Raw genomic sequence first — 17,494 nt, 5'->3', positions numbered from 1 at the left:
GCTGCGGCATGATGGAAGCCCTCCTGACCGAAAGTGACCTGATCCAGCGAGCCGCCCAGGGCGACTCCGATGCCTTCGGCGACCTCGTGCAACCCCACCTCGCCCTCTTCCACAACGGCATCCTGCGCATCCTGGGCAACAGCGCCGACGCCCAGGACGCGCTGCAGGATGCCCTGTTGAGCATTCACAGGGATCTGCCCCGGTTCGAGGGACGCAGCCGTTTCAGTAGTTGGGGCTACAAGATCTGCATGAACGCGGCCCTGATGTTCCGGCGGAGCCGGGTGCGCATCCAGGACATGGAGCGTCCGGAACCCCTGGCCCTTGGCCCCTTCGACGCCAAGGGCCACCACACGGAAACCGATCACCGGCCGGAATGGCAGGTGGAGGCTCAGGCCCACGATCTGGTGGAACGCGGGGAGCTGCGTGACTGCCTGATGCGGGCTCTGGATGAACTGCCGGATTCGCAGCGCATCGTCTTCGTGCTGAAGGATCTGGAAGATTGGGAGATGGAGGACATCGCCCGGCATCTCCAGCTGGCGCCGGGCACCGTGCGCCAGCGGCTCCATCGGGCCCGGGTGCTGCTGCAGGCACGCTTGCGCGACCATGTCCTGGGAGGCCGTTCATGACGCTTCTGCCCTCCTGCCACGACGTGCAGACCCACCTCACCGAGTATCTCGAAGGCACCCTGCCCTTTCACCGCCGGTTCGGCATCGGGGTGCATCTGCTGTTCTGTCGGGTGTGCTCCGGCGTCTTGCGCGGCCTCCGGGCCCTGCCTTGGGTGGCCAAGGCCTCGCTGAAGGCGCCAGCATCGGCGCCAGAGGCCGCCCAACAGGCTCTGGCTAACGTGCAGGCCCTTCTGCGCAAGAGCCCGCGCTAGCCGCGCTTCAAGGTGATGACGACGATTTCCGGCGGAGCGCCGATGCGCATGGGCAGGCCCACCACGCCAAGGCCCCGGCTCACGTAGAGCAGATCGCCGCCTTCGCGGAACAACCCTTCAGTGCGGGGGCCGATGAGGTGGGCGCTGCTGAAACCGGGGATGGGGTTGATCTGGCCGCCGTGGGTGTGGCCCGAAAGGGTGAGCCGGGCCCCGGCCGCCAGGGCCTGTTCCCACTCGCTGGGACGGTGGTTCATGCAGATGCGGAAGGCCTCCGAAGGCAGATCCCGGGCGGCCAGGGCAGGCCGGGGGCCAGGTCCGAAGACCATGCGGCGGAAGCGGCCATTGGTGGCCATGGGATCCTGGAGCCCCATGATCGCCAAGGTGTCTCCGCGACGCGGAATGAGGGCCGAGGCGTTCTCCAGGCAGCGGATGCCAGCGTTTTCCAGATCCCGCCAGATGGGGCGGGGATCGTCGAAGAAATCATGGTTTCCCAGCACCGCGAAGCGGCCCAGAGGGGGAATGAATCCCGCAAAGGCCTCGAGCAAGGGCTGCAACTCGTCGGGCCGACTGTCCACCAAATCGCCAGTGAAGAGCAGCAGCTCCGGATTCTCGCGCTCGGTGAGTTCGCGCCAGCGGCGGAGGGTGCCCGCACCTACCAGGGGGCCGGAGTGCAGATCGCTGAGTTGGGCCAGCCGGAGGCCATCCAGGCCAGCAGGCAGATCGGGGAAGGACAAGGTGAGGCGCGTGATCAAGGGATCGCCATAGGCCTGCCGCGAGCCGCCCACGCCCAAAGCGGCGGCGGCTCCGGTGCTGGCCACGGCCGCCGTGCGGAGGAAGGCGCGGCGGCCAGCATCTTCAGGCGTGTCTTCTTCCTGCTCGGGTTCGTCCCTCTTGCGGGGAGAACTCAGGCGCCAGACCCCTTCGGCCACCATGCCGAAGATCAGGTGCAGCACTGTGAAGGCCTGGAAGTAGAAGGCCAGGCGGGCGAGGGAGCGCAGCAGGGGCAGCGCGTTGTGGCTGTTCATCCCCGCAGCCCGCATGAAGGCGAAGACGATCAGTGGCACATGCACCAGCCCCAGGGCCCAGGGCAGCCACCGTTGGGAACGATCCGGCAGCTCCAGCCGCAGCAGCCGGAGGTGGAACCACTGGACAAGAACGATGAGAATGAGGGCGATCAGAAAGGCCATTCGCGTCCTGAGAGGAACCCTAGGGTCGCACAATCAGGCTGAAGGTCCCCACGGTACGATCTTTCATGACGCCATTCAGAGGCCGGTGGATGCCAACGGTGAAGGAGACGTTCCCGATCAGGCGCCGAAGCACATCCATGGGCAGGCCCAAGTCCTGACTGTGTAGCTCGAGACCAGCCACACGCTGGGCCGAAGGCCGGGAAGCCGTGTCCTGCCACACCGTGAGGTGCTCCAGGTAGGCCTTGAACACCCCGAGCCCCAGGTCACCCCGGAGCTTCTGCAAGCGATTGCCCACGGTCGTATAGGCGGGCAGCGCCGCCTGGGCCACGCGGTTGGCATCCAGGGTGGTGGGCAGCAGGGAGGTGGCCACGCCTCCGAGGTGGAAGGCATCGAAGGCAGTGGGCTGGCCTCCAATGCGGCCCGCTTCCCCACGCACAGAGAGGGGAACCCAGGGATTGAGCCACCCGGCGCTGAGGGAAGCGCGGGTGAGCGTCCAACTCTGACCATCGGTGTGTCCCTGGTAGGCCTGAAGGGTGGCTGCTCCGCGGAAGCCCTGGTCATCCTCGCTCCAGATGTTGCCCAGGGCGGTGCGGCCTCCCAGCAGGGAACGGCCAAACGCCTCGGCGCCAGCGGGGGTGATGCGCTCAAAGGCCACCACGGGATGGAAACTGAAACGCGGCCTTCCCAAATCTTCCTGCGCGAAGGCCAGTTCCGCACCACGTCGCTCACGGTCGAAGCCTTGAACCGCAAGATCGCTCTGGCGGGAGGGGCGCTCCAGGATCGAAAAGGCCTGCAGTGAGGGTGCCCGGCCCCAGCCGCGCCAGGCCGCGCCCAGCATGCCGCCGCGGGGGCCCGCGCCGTCGCCCAGGCCCGCGAGCACCTGCCAGTTGAGGCGATTTATCACGTCGTTCCCACCGAACCCGATCTGATAGCTGCGGCCCGAAGGCGTGTCGCTGAAGCCCGTCAGGCTGAAGGTCTGATGGGTTTCTCCCACGCGGTAGGGGTGCGCTTCCACGGCCACCGGGGCGGGAAGCGGACTGGGCTCGTCCGCCTTCGAGAGCACCACATCCTTGACCAGGGCGGCGGGGTCCTGTGGCAGCGGCTTCGCCTCCGGGGGTGGAAGGCTGGCGTCGAGCCGACGGATCTGCAGGCCTGTGGCGCTGAGCTGGGTGTAGTAGATCCACTTGCCATCGGGGGTCGCCACGGGGTTCCAGGCCGCGGCCAGGGTGCGGGTCAGGGGCCGGCCCTGGCCATCCACCAAGTTCCAAATGCCATCTACTTCCTTCCAGGACAGCGCCCCTTTGGCCTGCGATGAAGTGGATGGGGCCGAGTCCTTGCCCAGGATCCATTGGTGGTTCTGGGGCTGCAGTACGCCTTCGGCATCGGGGACTTTCAACTGGTAGGCGATGGTGTTTGCCGAGGCCCAGACCGGTTTCCAGGGAAGAGCCCCGTGGATGCGGCCCAGACGCCCGGATGGCGGCAGGCTCGGTGCCAACGGGACGTGATCCGCGGGTTCACCGGGCTCCTGCTTGGCGGGTTTGGGCGTTTCGGACTTGAGATTCCAGACATAGAGGCCGGGCTTCTCGGGATCCAGCACCCGGGCCAGCAGCTTCGAACCGTCCGGACTGACGGACAGATCCGTGGCCATGCCGTTCAACTGGGTGACCAGTTCGCCTTCCCGCAGCCCTTCGGCCTTGGCCCGGCGTTCGAGCTCCAGCGCCGTGTGGGTCAGCTCGGCGCAGAACCGCTGGTAGCCATCCCTGGGGCCGAAGCCGAAGGTGGCCAGGAAGGCTGCGTCGAAGCCGCGCTTGCCTGCAAGGCGCGTCCAAAGCGTTTGGAGGATGCGCGGATCCTTGGCCTGGCCCTCCAGCCATGCCAGATAGGCGCTGCCGCCCAGGTAGGCCATGCTGCCGCCCATGAAGCCGCCCGAACCGCTGAGGGCTTCGTAGGTGGGCAACTTGCCCTCCAGGGCCCACTGACGCAGGATGGCGGCCCGAAACGCGCTGTGGGGGCGCCCGCTGCCCGTGAGCTTGCCTTCGATCACCGTGGCATAGCCTTCGATCACCCAGCGGGGAGCCTTCCTGGGGATGGGCCCCACGACGGCGGACCAGCGCTCCCACAGACCGGGATTCCGGGTGGGGCGCAGCAGGTGGTGCATGTGGCCCAGCTCGTGGGTGAGGAGCAGTTCGGCCCAGCCCCGGTGATGGCCGATGACGGAATCGGCCTCGGGTTCCGTCTTCCAGAGCACCACGTGGGGCCGGTCGAAGAAAGGGAAGGCCATGCCATTGGAGTCCATGACCGGATCCAGGATCAGGATGTCGATGGGCTTGTCATGGACATAGCCGATCAGATCGAGGTACTGGGCGTGGATGCCTTCGACCCGCCCGGCCACGTCTCGGCCGAACGTTTCGAAGGCTTTGGGGCAGTGGATGCGGTAGTGGGCGGTGGTGAAGGTGAGCCAGGGCGCATCAGGGGCCTGGGTGTGCGGGGCGGCCTGCACGAGGACGGGCAGGAGCGCGAAACAGGGCAGGAGGAGTCGGGGGGACATGCCCTTAAGTTTGCCGGACTGCCCTGCTCATTCCGAGAGCTGATAGTTTCATAGGCATGTCCCGCATCAGGATTCTCTCCGACCAAGTGGCCAACCAGATCGCCGCCGGAGAGGTGGTGGAGCGGCCCTCTTCCGTGCTCAAGGAGCTGGTGGAGAACGCCTTGGATGCTGATGCCCGCCACATCGAGGTGGCCTGGGAAGAGGGCGGCAAACGGCTGCTGGAAGTGGCCGACGATGGCTCGGGCATGGCCCGGGATGACCTCTACCTGGCTCTGGAACGCCATGCCACCAGCAAGGTGCGCACAGCGGAAGATCTCGGGCATCTGGGCACCTTCGGCTTCCGGGGCGAGGCCCTGCCCAGCATCGCCAGCGTGAGCCGCTTTGATCTGACCAGTGCCGAATCCGAAGGGGCTGGCCACTGTTTGCGTTCGGAATTTGGCGTCATCAAGGGCGTTGCGCCGGCCACGCGGAGCCGGGGTACCACGGTGTCGGTGCGGGATCTTTTCGCCCAGCTCCCGGCGCGGCGGCGCTTCCTGAAATCCACCGACACCGAGCACGCGCAGCTCTGGGGCGTGGTGGCGCGCCTCGCACTCAGCTCGCCCGGCGTCCACTGGACCATCCGGCCCGACCGGGGTTCACCGCTGGTGTTGCCTCCGGTGGAAGACGCGGGCCACCGCCTGGCGCCCCTGCTGGGCGAGAAGCTGGGCCGCCTGGTGCCCTTTGTGAATGGCGAGCGCCCCTGGCAGCTGCAGGGCTTTGTCTCGCCGCCGGATCTGAGTTTTCGCGACCGCAACCACCTCTACCTCTTCGTGAATGGGCGGGCCGTGCGGGATCGGCTGCTGCTGGCCGCGCTGTCAGAGGCCTGGTCCGGTACCTTCGCCAAGGGCTCGTACCCAGCGGCAGTGCTCTTTCTGGAATTGCCACCCGAAGCGGTGGACGTGAACGTGCACCCCACCAAGGCCGAAGTGCGCTTCCGCGAGCCCCAGCGCGTGTTCGCTTGGGTGCGGGGCGCCGCCGAAGAAGCCTGGGCCAAGCTGCGGGGCGGCCTGGCCTCGGTGCTGGAGCTGCCGCCCAAACCGCTGGACGCGGAGTTCGAGCTGGATCCCTCCCGCCGGATGGAACCCCAGCATCCGCGGCTCTGGTCGGATCATTCGGGTGGCGGCCTGGGCGCCTACCAGGCCCTGGCCTCGGCGTTTCCGGCTTCGCCCGTCGACCGCGCCTACACCTATGAGCCCACGCCCTCGCGTGTGGCCGAATCCACCCGTCAGGAGACGGACATCCGCTACCTGGGCGCCTTCCAGCAGACCTACCTGTTGGCGGAAATCCACGGCAGCCAGGGCCCCGAACTCTGGATCGTGGATCAGCATGTGGCCCATGAGCGGGTGCTCTTTGAGCGGCTGTTCCTGCGCCGCCACGCCCCTGCCATCCAGCCCCTGCTGCCGCCCCAGGTGGTGCAGGTGGGCCCCGAGGCCCTGGCGCGGCTGGGGCCCTTCCTGGCCGAACTGGCCGCCGCGGGCGTGGATGCCGAGCCCTTTGGTTCGGATGCGCTGGTGGTGCGGGGCCTTCCCGATTTTCTCGTAGACCGTGATCCCCAGGCCCTATTGGAGGATCTGCTGGAGCGCCTGGAACGGGAGGGCCGTATCGATCTGGATGCTTTCCGTCGCGATCTCAACGCCGAGTTGGCCTGCCGCGCCGCCATCAAGAAGCATCACGGCCTGCCCCCGGAACTGGCCCTGGGCCTCATCCGCGACCTGCTGGCCTGCGAGGTGCCCAACACCTGTCCCCATGGGCGGCCCATTATCAAGAAGCTGACGCTGGAGGATCTCGACCGCAGTTTTGGACGTCGGTTGTAGGCCCCTTTATATCAGCCTTAGGGCTTGGCTAGGCGTTCGGCCACCAGGTCGATGCCCAGCCGCTTGGCGGTGGCGTAGAGCGCCGGTCGGGCGAGGCCGAGGATCTCGGCCGCCTCGGCCACGCGGAACTGGCAGGCCTGCAGGGTGTCCAGCAGCAGGCGCCGCTGGAAGGTGCGGGTGGCTTCGTCCCAGGTGCGGGACTGAAGCAGGGGCACGTCGAGCTCAGGAAAATGCCTCGGCCGCAGGGCGCCATCCTCGCAGCGGAGGATGGCCCGTTCGAGGGCGTGCAGCAGCTCCCGCACATTGCCAGGCCAGGGGAGGCGGGACAGCGCCTGTGCCAGCCCCGGTGCCAGGGCCGGTACCGGTCGTTTCACCGCTTCGGCGGCCCGGAGCGTGAGATGGGGCAGGAGAAAAGGGAATTCATGGCGCCGCTCGCACAGGGCGGGCAGGTTCAGAACAGCACCCTGCAACCGGAAGAGCAGATCCCGCCGGAAGGATCCGGCTGCGGCCAGATCCTCCATGGGGCGGTGGGTGGCCGCCACGAACCGCACATCCACCTTCACGGCATGGTCCGATCCCACCCGGCGGATTTCCCGCTCCTGGAGCACCCGCAAAAGCAGGGACTGCAGTCGCGGCGACAGGTCCGCCACCTCATCCAGGAACAGTGTGCCGCCCCTGGCCATCTCGATGGCGCCGCGCCGGTCCCGGTGGGCATCCGTGAAGGCGCCCTTCACATGGCCGAAGAGCTCTGATTCCAGCAGGCCTTCGGCGAAGGCGGAACAATTGACGGCCACTAGGGGCCCCTGGCGTCCCGAGCGTTGGTGGACCTCGCCAGCTGCCAGTTCCTTGCCGCTGCCCGTGGGGCCCAGGATTAATACCGGCAGCTCTGATCCCGCCACCCGGTCCAACTCTCGAAGCACACTGGCCATGGGGTCGCTGCCGTCTGTCAGCAGAAGGCCCGGATCAAGAGGGGAGGCGGAGGGTCGCTGGGCGCGCAGGTCCGAGATCCAAGGCGCGAGGAGCAGGGGTTCCGAGGGGGGAACTGGAGGCGTATCCGGGCGTTGGCCCAGCAACACAGCCCCCACCGGACATCCCTCCCAGAACAGTGGGTGGCCTCGCCACACCCACCCGTTCTGCAGGAAGGGAGCAAGGCTGCCATCCTTCGCCAGCCGACTGAGGGTGCCTTCGGGGGGTGGATCCCCGGCGCCGAGCGTATGCAGGGCGCCCTTCTCCTCCCAGGCGATCCAGGTCGGAAGGCCGCGCTGGGCCAGCCACCCATCCACCAGCAAGGCGGTTGTGGGTGCGGACGCCGTGTCTGTATGAGGCCAAAGCTCTCCCAGGCGCCGTTGGTGCCGAGGCGATTGGGCCCGATCGGCAATGACCTGAAGCGCCAACAGGTGTTGGGCCAGCCGCTGGTCCGCCCGACGTTCCAGAACCTGCAGTCCCAGTTCCAACCTCATGATCTGGGTGGGGCAATCCTCCCAGGCTCGCCAAAAGGCCTCCGGACTGCCTAAACCGCGATAAAGCCGATGAGCCTCCCAGCTGATGCGGGTCTCCGGGTCCGCGTCCTCGGGTGGACCTTCGACTAGGGGGCCGAGGGCTGCCTCGAGAAAGCGCGCGTAGGGATGGTGTTGGACGTGGGGGAGGCAGTCGCGAACCACATCCCAGAGTTCGAGGTCCGCGCCAAGGCTCGCGAGGAGTCCCCATGCTTCATCAAAATCCGAGTGAGAATTAATCAACTTTTGTGCATAATCCAAGGCCTCATCAGGCCCATGGTTCATCTCAACAAGCAATGCTGTTTCGAGGTCATGCCATGGCTGTGGTAAAGGGCCACGAAGAATTGCCCATCTATGGTGAGCCTTAAGATCAGCCCAATTGAGGGCTGTGATGGCGGCATTGGAAGCAGCCCGGGAAGCCCACTCAGCTGCACCTAATCGATTGAAATGAACATAGGCGAGGGCAAATGCACGAAGGGCGACTGGAGACTGACATACCTCTATCGCCAACTTTCCCTGAGCCATCCAATGGAAGGGATCAGCGCAGGGATGGGCGACTGTGCCCCAATTTGGATAGCCCGGGCTGTTTGGCGCGGGTTCACCTCCCCAGCGCATGCGGAGGCGGTCCCAGGTGGCATGCCCGGATGGGGGAGGGAGGTCCGGCCGTTCGACTCGTTCCTGAAGGTCGGCCTCCAGGGCAGCCTCCCATCCTGCGGGTGGTTTGGGGGGCAGACGCAGCTCCAGGATGGCGGCAAGATTCTCGTCAGGGGGATGGCCCGTGCCCAGGCCCTGGGGGATGATGCCGACGAGGCCTTTCGGTGAGGCGCCTAAACCCCGGGACCAGGCGCGGATCTTGGGCGATACCATCCATGTGCCTGCGATGGATTGAACGAGCCAGGGGGCGGGTTCATGGGATTTCAGTTCTTCGGGAAGGGCCTTCAGCACCAACGGCTCCGAATGGAGCTGCAGGAGGGCCCATGGCAGCGCCGGGTCGAGCCCACCTTCTGGGAGAAGGTGCCCGTCGGCATCCTGGGATCTCAAAAGCGTCTCCCACCAGCCCGGCGGCAGTGTGCGCCATTCTGGTGGAATCAGATCCAGGAAGGGAGGGAGGTGAAGGGCGCCTGTCTCGTCCACCGCTCCGAGGACGGCCACCCACCGGAGGCGCTGGGGCAGGTCCAGGATGACGGAGCCGGCGGCCATCCAGGGATCTCCGTCGCCCTCCAGCAGGGCCTCCCAGGCCCAGGCCAGGAGCTCGTCCTCCTGGGAGCCACGCAGGTTGGCGTCCACGGCTGCGCTGCCATGGCGGAGGCGCGCCACCCACGCGGAATCCGGATGAGGGCCGAACGTGGAAGGGTGAGCCAGCACGTGTGGGCCGTGGGGTCGGCGGGCCTCTAGTTCAAGGCGGGGCCAGCGGCCCTCCCGCCCGCCGAGCAGCCAGGCCTGGGCGATGGCGGCCAGGGCCCAGGCCGGATCGCCCCAGCGGCGGCCCCGGTCCAGGCCCCAGGGGGCCTTCCAGTCTCCCAACCAGGCCGCCCTCAGCATGCGAGCATGCAGTGCCAAACCTCCCAAAAATCAGGAAAGGTCTTGGCGACACAGTGGGAATCGAGGAGATCTCCGCCCCATTGGAGGGCACCCACAGCGGCGGCGAAGGCCATGCGGTGGTCATTGCGGGGGTCAAAGGGGCGGCGGTTCCGGGCGGGCGTTCCGGGCTGGATCCGCAGGGTGTGGTCTCCGATGACTTGGGCCTCGCCCCCCAGCCAACGCACCAGATCGGCGGAGGCCTCCAGCCGGTCGCATTCTTTCAGGGGCAGCGTCTGCAGACCGCGCAGCTCCGAGGGACCCGGGGCCAGGGCTGAAAGCGCAGCCAAGACGGGGCCGAGGTCGGGGCATTGGGTCAAATCGGCATCCAGACCCCGCTGAAGCCGACCTGACAAACGAAGCTCCTGTGGGCCTACCCACCTCGCATCGCATCCGGCAGCCTCCAGGATGCCCACCATGGCGCGGTCGCCCTGGACATCTTCAGGATCGAGAGACCCCAGGCAAAGGCTTCGGCCCGTGGCTGCGGCGGCGGCCAAGAAGGCTGCTGCGCCGCTCCAGTCCCCGGGCAGCTCCAGATCCCGCGCAAGCAGGGAGCCTCCCGGGATGCGCCAGCAAGTCTCCTGGAGGTCAGCCTCGCAACCAAAGCGCCAGAGCCATTGGTTGGTCAGCTCCAGGTAGCTGGCGCTGGCCACGTGCTCCCAGGTGAGGAGACTGGGGTCGGGCAGGGCGGCGGCAGTGAGGGCTAGGCCTGTCAGAAACTGGCTGCTGAGTCGGGCATCGATGTTCAAAGCCAGTCGGCGGGGAGGCGTCGGGCAGGGATGGAGCCAGGCCCCCGCCCCATCAGGCAGCCACTGGGCGCCAAGGGCCAGGAGGGGGTCAAGAAGCGGTCCCAGAGGCCGGTCAAACAATCGGGGATCGCCCTCGAGGCGAAGTGGCCCCGTCGCCATCAGGGCCAGCCATGGCAGGAGGAAGCGCAGGGTGGTTCCGGAGGCGCCTAGCCAGAGCGGGGTTTGGATGTGAGGCTTTTGTCCGCCTCGAATGCCCCAAGGGCTTTGGTGGTCGGTCACCTCGCATCCAAGCCCCCGCAGGGCTTCGCGCATCCACCGGGTGTCTTCCGCTTCCAGTCCGCCGCGAAGGCGACTTTGGCCAGGGGCCAGGGCAGCCAACAGCAGGGCCCGGTTGGTGACGGACTTGGACCCAGGCACCCGCACGGGACCCAAGGGAATGTCAGGAATTCCGAGGTTGTCTTGAGGAAGTGACAGCAGCATCAGGGCAGGGTGCCGTGACGCTGCCCTGATCGCAAGGGACGATCAACGGATGTTCTCGAAAATGGGTTTGCTGATCGTCTTGTTGGTTTCGATCGTCCACTGGTAGGCGCCATAGAAGTCAACGGTGCGGGAGTAATGGAGGGTGATGGTGCATGACCCCGCTTCTCCGCTCCCAGTTTTCGTGATTCGAATGGCGTTTTTGTTGGAGAGGGCCTCGATGACCCCCAACTCCTTCGCCTTGGATTTGACTTCCCGTTCGATGGTCTCAATGGACTTGCCACTGGCGCCGCTGCCGATGAAGTCACAGGCGTCGATGAGCTCACTGTTGCCGTAGTAGACCGGTACGGCCTTGAAAGCTACCGCGCCGAGCACACCCAAGACCAGCAGGGAAACAATGCATCCCACCTTGCCTTCACCGCGTTGTGTCTGCATGGGGCCTCCTCCGTTTCACTTCAGGTCTTCGAGGGCCTGCTTGGCCAAAGGGGCAACGAGGGGACCATCGGGACCGAGCAGGGTTGACTGAGGATACTTCAAGGCCTGGCGGAATGCCTGGGAGGCTTCGGATTGGTAGGCGGGTCCCAGGTGGAGGAAGCAGCGGCCTGTGTGGTAGTCGATGGTGCCCTGGCTGACGTCGCGCACGGAGCTGAGGTGGGCATCGCGCAGCAGTTCGATGGCCTTGTCGAACTTGCGGAATTGCATCAGGGCCAAGGCCATGTTGAGCCGGAGGAGGTTGGCTTCATCACCCTTGGCGCTGGCACAGAGAAGTCGCAGCTGGGCGAGCACGGCTGGGTAGCAGAGGTCGGGCGAGCCCAGGGGGATCTCCAACGCCTCCACCTGAACCGGCAGATTTGTGGCCCCGGTTTCCTGGGTTATCTGCACAGTGCCTTCCTTGGCCCCTGCGATGACCGCCTGAAGGTCCCGAACCGAGGCCACGGGCTTTCCCTGAGCGTGGAGGATGGCCTTGCCGATCTGGATGCCGGCCTTCAGGGCCGACTCTCCGGCGGCAAGCACCCAGGGGCCGGGCTCACCCGGGAGGTCCAGAAGGGTGAGATCTGCACTCGGCTGGTGAATGGCTGCGAGGGCATTGAGGCGTGCGACCAGGGCGCCGAGGGGATCCTGTTCCAGGGGCTTCACCACCAGGCGCTCTTCCTCACCATCCAGGTTGGCCACCACCAGCTCGATGCGATGAATGACTGAATCTGGAATGGGACGGGCCATGAGCACCAGCTCCGCCTCGTGAGAGGCCTTCAGGCGTGCCAGGGCGTCCTTGGGCAGCTCGTCGGGATGGCCGGGGATGAAGGCCAGTGCCTGCAAACGCTCTCTCAGAGTCTCCAATTGGCTGAGGAACCTGGCGCGTCCCGTGAAATCACCGCCCTCCAACCCCAGGAAGGCGAGGCGGGGCTTCGGCCGAACCTCCAGCCGGATGGATTGGCCATCCTCCATGGTGATGCGCTGGGAATAGCCGCCCTCGGGGAAGCGCACTTGCAGATCGTAGGCCCCAGAACAGACCGGGAGGTTCACCACGGGAAGGGGGCCGCGGCTCTGGCCGGACAGGAAGAGTTCACCCCCAGGCCAGGCTGAGCTCACGCTAAGGGAGCCTTTGGAGGCTTCCATGCGAATGGGCTCCAGGGTGTGATCCGCCGCTGGGGTCGACAGCTCGGGCCCCAGCTCCAGCACCTTCGTGCGCAGACATGGAGCCCGCAGTTCCAGCCGGTGTTTGCCTGGGCTGAGTTCAGGAATGATGAAAGGGGCCGAAAGATCCTCCGGTCGAAGTCCCAAGGGGACCGCGTAGGGAGCGGCCTCGGGGCCAGCCTTGCCGATGGCGTAGCCGAGGCTCTGCCCATCCAGCAGGACCTCTGCATCCGCCGGCTGCACGAAGAGGGTGATGGTTGAGGCGACGCGGGTCAGCTTGAACTCCACGGGCTTCGCATCCTTGGGGGCAAGTTCCACCATGACCTCGGCCGGGGTGTGGCCGGGCCGGGTGTAAATCAGCTTATGGGGGCCGAAGGGCAGGTACTTCCGCGGTGACAAGGCAGAAGGCCGCCCATCCACCGTCAGGCGACCCCCTTCCGGGGCCCAGCTCAGCTTCACCTGGGCATATTTCTCGCCCTTCATGCGATCGAAGAGGGTGGCCAAACGCTGGGAGGTCAGGGCGCGATCAAGGTCAAAATCGGGGTTCAGATCCAGGAGGGCCTGCAGCCGCACCTGGGCCCGGGCCCTGGTCTGGGCATTGCGGTCATCCAGCACCGCCAGCCAGTTGTAGCTTTCGCAGAGCACCTGGCTCCACTCCGGCTCCAGCCCGAGGGCCTTGGGTGCCAGAGCGGCGACCACACTGTCGAAGCGGGCCGTGGCACCCTCACGGTCCCCCTGGGTGGCCCACAGGGCCTTGGCTTGGACGAAGGTGTCCTTGAGCGTGGCGTCCTGGCCCCACAAGGCGGCGCAGAACAGGGTGCTGAGGAGCAGGTGGGTCAGGCGCATGTCAGTTCAACCGGATCAGGAGGTCGTTGCGGCGGTCGCAGAGGATCAGACCCCCGGAGCGGTCCAAGGCCAGGGAGGTGATGCGTCCGCTGATGCCCAGGGCCTTGAAGGTGGCCTGTCGCAGCACGGCGCCATCGGGCCCGAAGATGACGACTCCTTCGCCGAAATCGCCGCCGTCCACCAGGGCCGCCACTTGACCGGCGCCATCCGTGGCCAGGGCAGTCACGGATCGAAAGGCGGTGGGCAGATCCTTGCCGTAGGGCACCACCAGGCGGGGCTGGCCCTCCGCATCCAGGAAGAGCAGCTTGCGGTCCGTGTCCGAGGCGAGGACCATTCCCCCGGTGTTCAGCGGGGCCAGGGCATTGCCCGTGGGAGAGGCCATGCTTCGCGAAGTGCCATCGGGGGAAAACAACGTCAGGGCTGGGGTTTTGGCATCCGCCACCCAGAGGTTGCCCCAGCGATCCAGCGCGGCGCCCGAGATGGCGTTCAGGGTGCCAAGGGGTTGCACGGCAGGGGCATCCTCGCGGACCAACCCATTCTTGGTGAGCATCCAGATCGTGCCGGTGGGCGAGGCCAGCATGGCCTTGGCACCCGGCGCTGCCGGGCCCTGGGGCGAGAAGTCACTGCCGTGGAGACGGAAAGTCCGGTCCAGATCGTTCTGATAGACCAGGAGGTCCCCACCGGGACCACTCGCAAGGAGGGTGGGGGTCTTGAGCCATTTGGTCCGCCCGGTTGGCCAGGGGCCCTCGGTGCGGAGAGGCGGCTTCTGCAGACGGTGCTTCACTCGCACGGCCATGCGCCAGGCGGCTTCCTGGGCCTCGGGTGACTGGGGCGCCTCCACTCGCAGTCGCTGAAGCATCCGCAGACACCCTGGGGTGTCCCCGAGAAGATCCATGGTCTCGGCGGCCTCGAAGAGGGCCTTGGGCACTACGGGTGATCCCGCGTGCAGGCGAATGGCATCGACGAAGAGTTGGAGCGCCCGGCCCCACTGCCCCTGGTCGCGCCAAGTTCGGCCCAGCTGAAGGCGCGCCTCGGCACAGGCGGGGGCGTCCGGGAACAGGTCGAGGACGCGGTTGAATTCCGCCATGGCGTCCTTCAACTCGGCCGCTCTCCGGGCCTTGCCCACCAGGATGACGCCCCGCAGAAGGAGGCCGTCAGCGGCTTCGGGAGACTTGATGTAGTCCGCGCGCAAGCGATCTAAAAAGGGCATGGCTGCATCGGGCTGGTGCTCGACTTCCACCTGGTGGCGTGCGAGTCGCAGCAGAGCCATGGGCGCGAACTCGCTTTTGGGGCTGGTCTGCAGCAACTGCCCCCAGGTATCGGCAGCCTCCTTATAGGCCTTGGCGGCATAGGCCCTGTCCCCGCTTCGGTAGAGCTTTTCCGCCAGATCGACCTCCTGCGCCAGGCCCAGGAACGGCGGGACGCAAAGGAGCGCAGCCGTGGTGCGGAACCTGGAAGGCAAGACGGACATGGAAGCCTCGGATCAGAAAAAAAGCATAGCCGCCTGAGATCCGTTCAGGGTTCCAGAGCCTTCAGAAGCGCGTCGGGAGCGTAGGGCTTGTAGAGCACGCCCATGAGCCAGCCCTCGCCAGGACCGGTGTCACGGGCCGCGGTGGAGAGGAGAATCTGGCGGCAGCGCCGATTCTCCACCTGCATTTTCAGCCAGGGCCGCAGGTCGCCTTCGGCATCGGTCTGTTCGGAGATCACCAGGTCCAGGGGCTTTTCCGCCAGGATGGCTTCGGCTTCGGTTCGGCTGCCCGCCTCCCGGACCTCCCAGCCCTGACCCAGAGCCGTGAGCAACCGCTTGCGAAAGAAGGCGCTGGGCTCCAGCAGGAGGATGCTGCGGATGGGGGCCCTGCGGGTGATGTCCGCCTCATCCAGCCCCAGGGCCAGGAGGGATTCCTTCGCGGCGCTGCGGAGACCGAGGCCGGTGGCCCGGTTGAAGACCTCCTTGATGGGTTCGGCGAGCTCCAGCTGCCGGGTGAGGCCGCCAATTTCGCAGAGCCGGGCCAGTTCCCGCCAATCCTGTTCGTCGCGCTGAAGCTCGCGGAGAACGAAGTCCGCCAGTTCCTTGGCCAGCTCGGTCCGCATGATGAATTCAGGGTCTTGCAGGGCCTCGCGGAGGGCCAGGAGGGCCGTGGCGCGGTTGGGGCCATGGGGGGGTAGGCCATTCACTTGCGCTCGCACCTTTTCCTCGCTGCCGGCGATGTGGCTGAGGCTGGCACTCCGGCGCCCCAGTTCTTTCACCACCGCGGCCACGCGGTCATTGGTATCCCGATCCCAGTCGCCTTTGGTGCGGAGGTCGAAGAGGAAATCCGAGAAGGCATCCTTCAAGCGTGCATAGAGCGCCTGATCGAAGCAGTAGAGGTGCTGGGTGGCCAGGATGGCCCGGAGCCGCTGCCCCTCGCCCTCGCGGTCATCGCAGCAGCGCGTGATGAGCTGCTCCAGGGGAGCCAGGGTGTCTTGAGGCAGGGGCCGCTCGAACCCCGGGAAGGCCGCCAGCAGGCCCTCCAGGGCGCGGATGAGCACCAGGGGCAGTTTGAGGTTGGATGATTTGGCCAGGAGGCCGAGCCCGGCTTCGGGGGTGGCCAGCTCGGCGAGGGCTTCCACCAGCGCCTCCTGCAGGCGGGCGGGCTTCCCGTCATGCAGCAGGTCGAGCAGCACGGGAGCGGCGGTGGGACAGCGGATGGCGCCCAGGGCTTCCACGGTCTCCAACAGGAGGTCGTCTCGCACGTCCGTTTTGAGGAGTGCCATGAGGGGTTCCGCAGCGGCCTTGGTGCCGTTGACGGTGAAGATGCGCAGCGCTGTGCGGACCTTTTCGGGATGCCCCGACTGGAAGAGCTCCATGACCGCCGGGAAACTGGAGGGCAGTTTGCCGAAATGGTGCATGGCCCGTTGTCCCACTTCGACGATGGGATCCTCCATGGCCTTCAGGAAAAAGGGCACCAGGGTGTCTTCCTCCCGCGCGCCCAAGACGTCCAGGCAGAAGGTGCGGCGCTTGGGATCGGTCACGGCCAGAACGCGGGAGAGGGAGGCCTCTTCGGTGGCGGGAACCAGGCGGCAGAAGGCGTGATCCAGCCCTTCGCTATGGGAGAACCGGTCGAAGGCATCCCGGAGAATGGGCACAACCTGAGCCGCCGGAAGGCTGCCTGACAGGGTTTGGCGCGTCAGGCATTCGCAGACCTGGTTGAGGGTGACGCCTTGGGACAGCTGCTGCTTGGCGGAGGTGTCTTGGGCCTCGGTGACCATGGCGCTGAACCGGGCGACCTTCCCTTCCACCAGCACGGCCAGCGCTTCGGTCACGAAGCGTTCATAGGGGCCCTTCGCCTGCTCCTTGAGCCGCTCGATGGGGGGTAACGGGTTGCCCGTCTCCCCGGCGGAGAAGGCCTGCTGCATGGCTTGCACGTCGGTTGCGAAAGCCCCGCCCATGCGCTTGGCCAGAGCCACGGCCAGGTCGGCACGGGCCGCGGTGCGCGCTCCCACTTGGAGGCGGTGGGTGAGCCCCTCAAGAGCTTCCAAGTCCTCCAGGGTCTGCAGGGTTTCCTGGAACAGCTTCAGAAGACGGGGGCCCGCCTCGGTGCCGGGCAGTTCGGCCACGGCCCGGAGCAGAAGCCGGAAGGCCAGCGCGTCGGTGCCTTCCAGGGCCTCCCAGAGGGTGGCCAGATCCTTGGGTTCCGCCAAGGCGGCCAAGCCGCGGGCGCCCTGGTGCGCCAGCCGAGGGTTGGTGTCGCCTTCGAGGAGTCGTCCCAGGAAGAAACCGAGTGTCTGCTGGGCATCCTGCACGCCCAGTTCCCGGCGGAGGATCAATTGCCGATCAGGATCCGTACGTTGAGTGGCCAGCTTTTGCAAAGCCTCCCGGGCCGAGCGGATCTCCAGCCGACCCAGGGCCGCGCAGCCTTCGTCGAACACGCCGAGGTCGGATTCCTGCTGAAGGACCTGGTGCAACCAGGGCACCCATTCCGGCCAGTCGAACTTCGCGGTGAGGCCCATGATGAAGCGTTTCAGGGCCGGAGGCGTGGCGGGTTTGGTCAGCCGTGCGCCCAATTCGGGCAGGGCCATTTGGCGGAGCTGCTGTAGCAACTGGAACAGTCGCACCTGGGCCGTGGTGTCGGCTTCCAGGTGGCCGCACAGGCAGGCGCGGAGCTCGTCCAGAGGAGTCACAGGGATGTGTCGAAGTGGCGCGGCCATTCTTTCCCCATCGGCCCGGAGGGCTCCCGGGTCAAGAACCACCATTTTGCCAGGGAAGTG

Annotated in this window: 11 protein-coding genes; 3 read left to right on the top strand and 8 right to left on the bottom strand. The window is 66.6% G+C overall.

The features are described 5' to 3' along the window. The first annotated feature begins 8 nt into the window (after positions 1-8). Positions 9-626, top strand: a complete 618-nt coding sequence (locus Q9293_RS17810; protein ID WP_306248836.1) for an RNA polymerase sigma factor — start codon at positions 9-11, stop codon at positions 624-626. Beyond that, positions 623-877, top strand: coding sequence for a hypothetical protein (locus Q9293_RS17805; protein ID WP_306248834.1), 255 nt, complete (start codon positions 623-625; stop codon positions 875-877). The genes Q9293_RS17810 and Q9293_RS17805 overlap by 4 nt, the downstream gene beginning before the upstream one ends. On the opposite strand, the gene Q9293_RS17800 is transcribed toward Q9293_RS17805, so the two are convergent. Together Q9293_RS17800 and Q9293_RS17795 are read right to left on the bottom strand one after the other, a co-directional pair. Further along, positions 874-2,064 (bottom strand): metallophosphoesterase, encoded by a 1,191-nt coding sequence (locus Q9293_RS17800; RefSeq protein ID WP_306248832.1) that lies wholly within the window; start codon positions 2,062-2,064, stop codon positions 874-876. The two genes, Q9293_RS17805 and Q9293_RS17800, sit on opposite strands and share 4 nt — an antisense overlap. Before the next feature lie 19 nt (positions 2,065-2,083). Beyond that, positions 2,084-4,612, bottom strand: a complete 2,529-nt coding sequence (locus Q9293_RS17795) for a hypothetical protein (RefSeq protein WP_306248830.1) — start codon at positions 4,610-4,612, stop codon at positions 2,084-2,086. A gap of 56 nt (positions 4,613-4,668) precedes the next feature. Between Q9293_RS17795 and mutL the strand changes: the two genes are divergently transcribed. Further along, on the top strand, positions 4,669-6,465 hold the full coding sequence (mutL, locus tag Q9293_RS17790; protein WP_306248828.1) for a DNA mismatch repair endonuclease MutL: 1,797 nt from the start codon (positions 4,669-4,671) through the stop codon (positions 6,463-6,465). Between the two features lie 17 nt (positions 6,466-6,482). On the opposite strand, the gene Q9293_RS17785 is transcribed toward mutL, so the two are convergent. The 6 genes from Q9293_RS17785 to Q9293_RS17760 all read right to left on the bottom strand — a co-directional run bounded on the left by Q9293_RS17785 (position 6,483) and on the right by Q9293_RS17760 (position 17,434). Continuing rightward, positions 6,483-7,925, bottom strand: a complete 1,443-nt coding sequence (locus tag Q9293_RS17785; protein ID WP_306248826.1) for a sigma 54-interacting transcriptional regulator — start codon at positions 7,923-7,925, stop codon at positions 6,483-6,485. Between the two features lie 1,571 nt (positions 7,926-9,496). After that, complete coding sequence (locus Q9293_RS17780) at positions 9,497-10,711, bottom strand: 3-phosphoshikimate 1-carboxyvinyltransferase (protein WP_306252457.1); 1,215 nt, start codon at positions 10,709-10,711, stop codon at positions 9,497-9,499. 99 nt (positions 10,712-10,810) lie between these two features. After that, entirely contained in the window at positions 10,811-11,200 is a 390-nt protein-coding gene (locus Q9293_RS17775) for a hypothetical protein (RefSeq protein WP_306248824.1), read from the bottom strand. Between the two features lie 15 nt (positions 11,201-11,215). Beyond that, positions 11,216-13,246, bottom strand: coding sequence for a hypothetical protein (locus Q9293_RS17770; protein ID WP_306248822.1), 2,031 nt, complete (start codon positions 13,244-13,246; stop codon positions 11,216-11,218). A gap of 1 nt (position 13,247) precedes the next feature. After that, a complete protein-coding gene (locus tag Q9293_RS17765; protein ID WP_306248820.1) occupies positions 13,248-14,717 on the bottom strand; it encodes a tetratricopeptide repeat protein in 1,470 nt (489 codons plus the stop codon). Between the two features lie 44 nt (positions 14,718-14,761). After that, on the bottom strand, positions 14,762-17,434 hold the full coding sequence (locus Q9293_RS17760) for a HEAT repeat domain-containing protein (protein ID WP_306248818.1): 2,673 nt from the start codon (positions 17,432-17,434) through the stop codon (positions 14,762-14,764). Positions 17,435-17,494 lie beyond the last annotated feature (60 nt).

The organism is Geothrix sp. PMB-07, from assembly GCF_030758935.1.
In the GTDB taxonomy this organism is placed as follows: Bacteria; Acidobacteriota; Holophagae; order Holophagales; family Holophagaceae; genus Geothrix.
The sequence above is the reverse complement of the archived record's forward strand: the minus strand, read 5'-3'. Positions and strand labels throughout refer to the sequence as shown.

Excerpts from the sequence above, each read along its gene's own strand:
- Q9293_RS17810 (WP_306248836.1), top strand. The coding sequence starts at position 9 with ATGATGGAAGCCCTCCTGACCGAAAGTGACCTGATCCAGCGAGCCGCC.
- Q9293_RS17805 (WP_306248834.1), top strand. The coding sequence starts at position 623 with ATGACGCTTCTGCCCTCCTGCCACGACGTGCAGACCCACCTCACCGAG.
- Q9293_RS17800 (WP_306248832.1), bottom strand. The coding sequence starts at position 2,064 with ATGGCCTTTCTGATCGCCCTCATTCTCATCGTTCTTGTCCAGTGGTTC.
- Q9293_RS17795 (WP_306248830.1), bottom strand. The coding sequence starts at position 4,612 with ATGTCCCCCCGACTCCTCCTGCCCTGTTTCGCGCTCCTGCCCGTCCTC.
- mutL (WP_306248828.1), top strand. The coding sequence starts at position 4,669 with ATGTCCCGCATCAGGATTCTCTCCGACCAAGTGGCCAACCAGATCGCC.
- Q9293_RS17785 (WP_306248826.1), bottom strand. The coding sequence starts at position 7,925 with ATGAGGTTGGAACTGGGACTGCAGGTTCTGGAACGTCGGGCGGACCAG.
- Q9293_RS17775 (WP_306248824.1), bottom strand. The coding sequence starts at position 11,200 with ATGCAGACACAACGCGGTGAAGGCAAGGTGGGATGCATTGTTTCCCTG.
- Q9293_RS17770 (WP_306248822.1), bottom strand. The coding sequence starts at position 13,246 with ATGCGCCTGACCCACCTGCTCCTCAGCACCCTGTTCTGCGCCGCCTTG.
- Q9293_RS17765 (WP_306248820.1), bottom strand. The coding sequence starts at position 14,717 with ATGTCCGTCTTGCCTTCCAGGTTCCGCACCACGGCTGCGCTCCTTTGC.
- Q9293_RS17760 (WP_306248818.1), bottom strand. The coding sequence starts at position 17,434 with ATGGCCGCGCCACTTCGACACATCCCTGTGACTCCTCTGGACGAGCTC.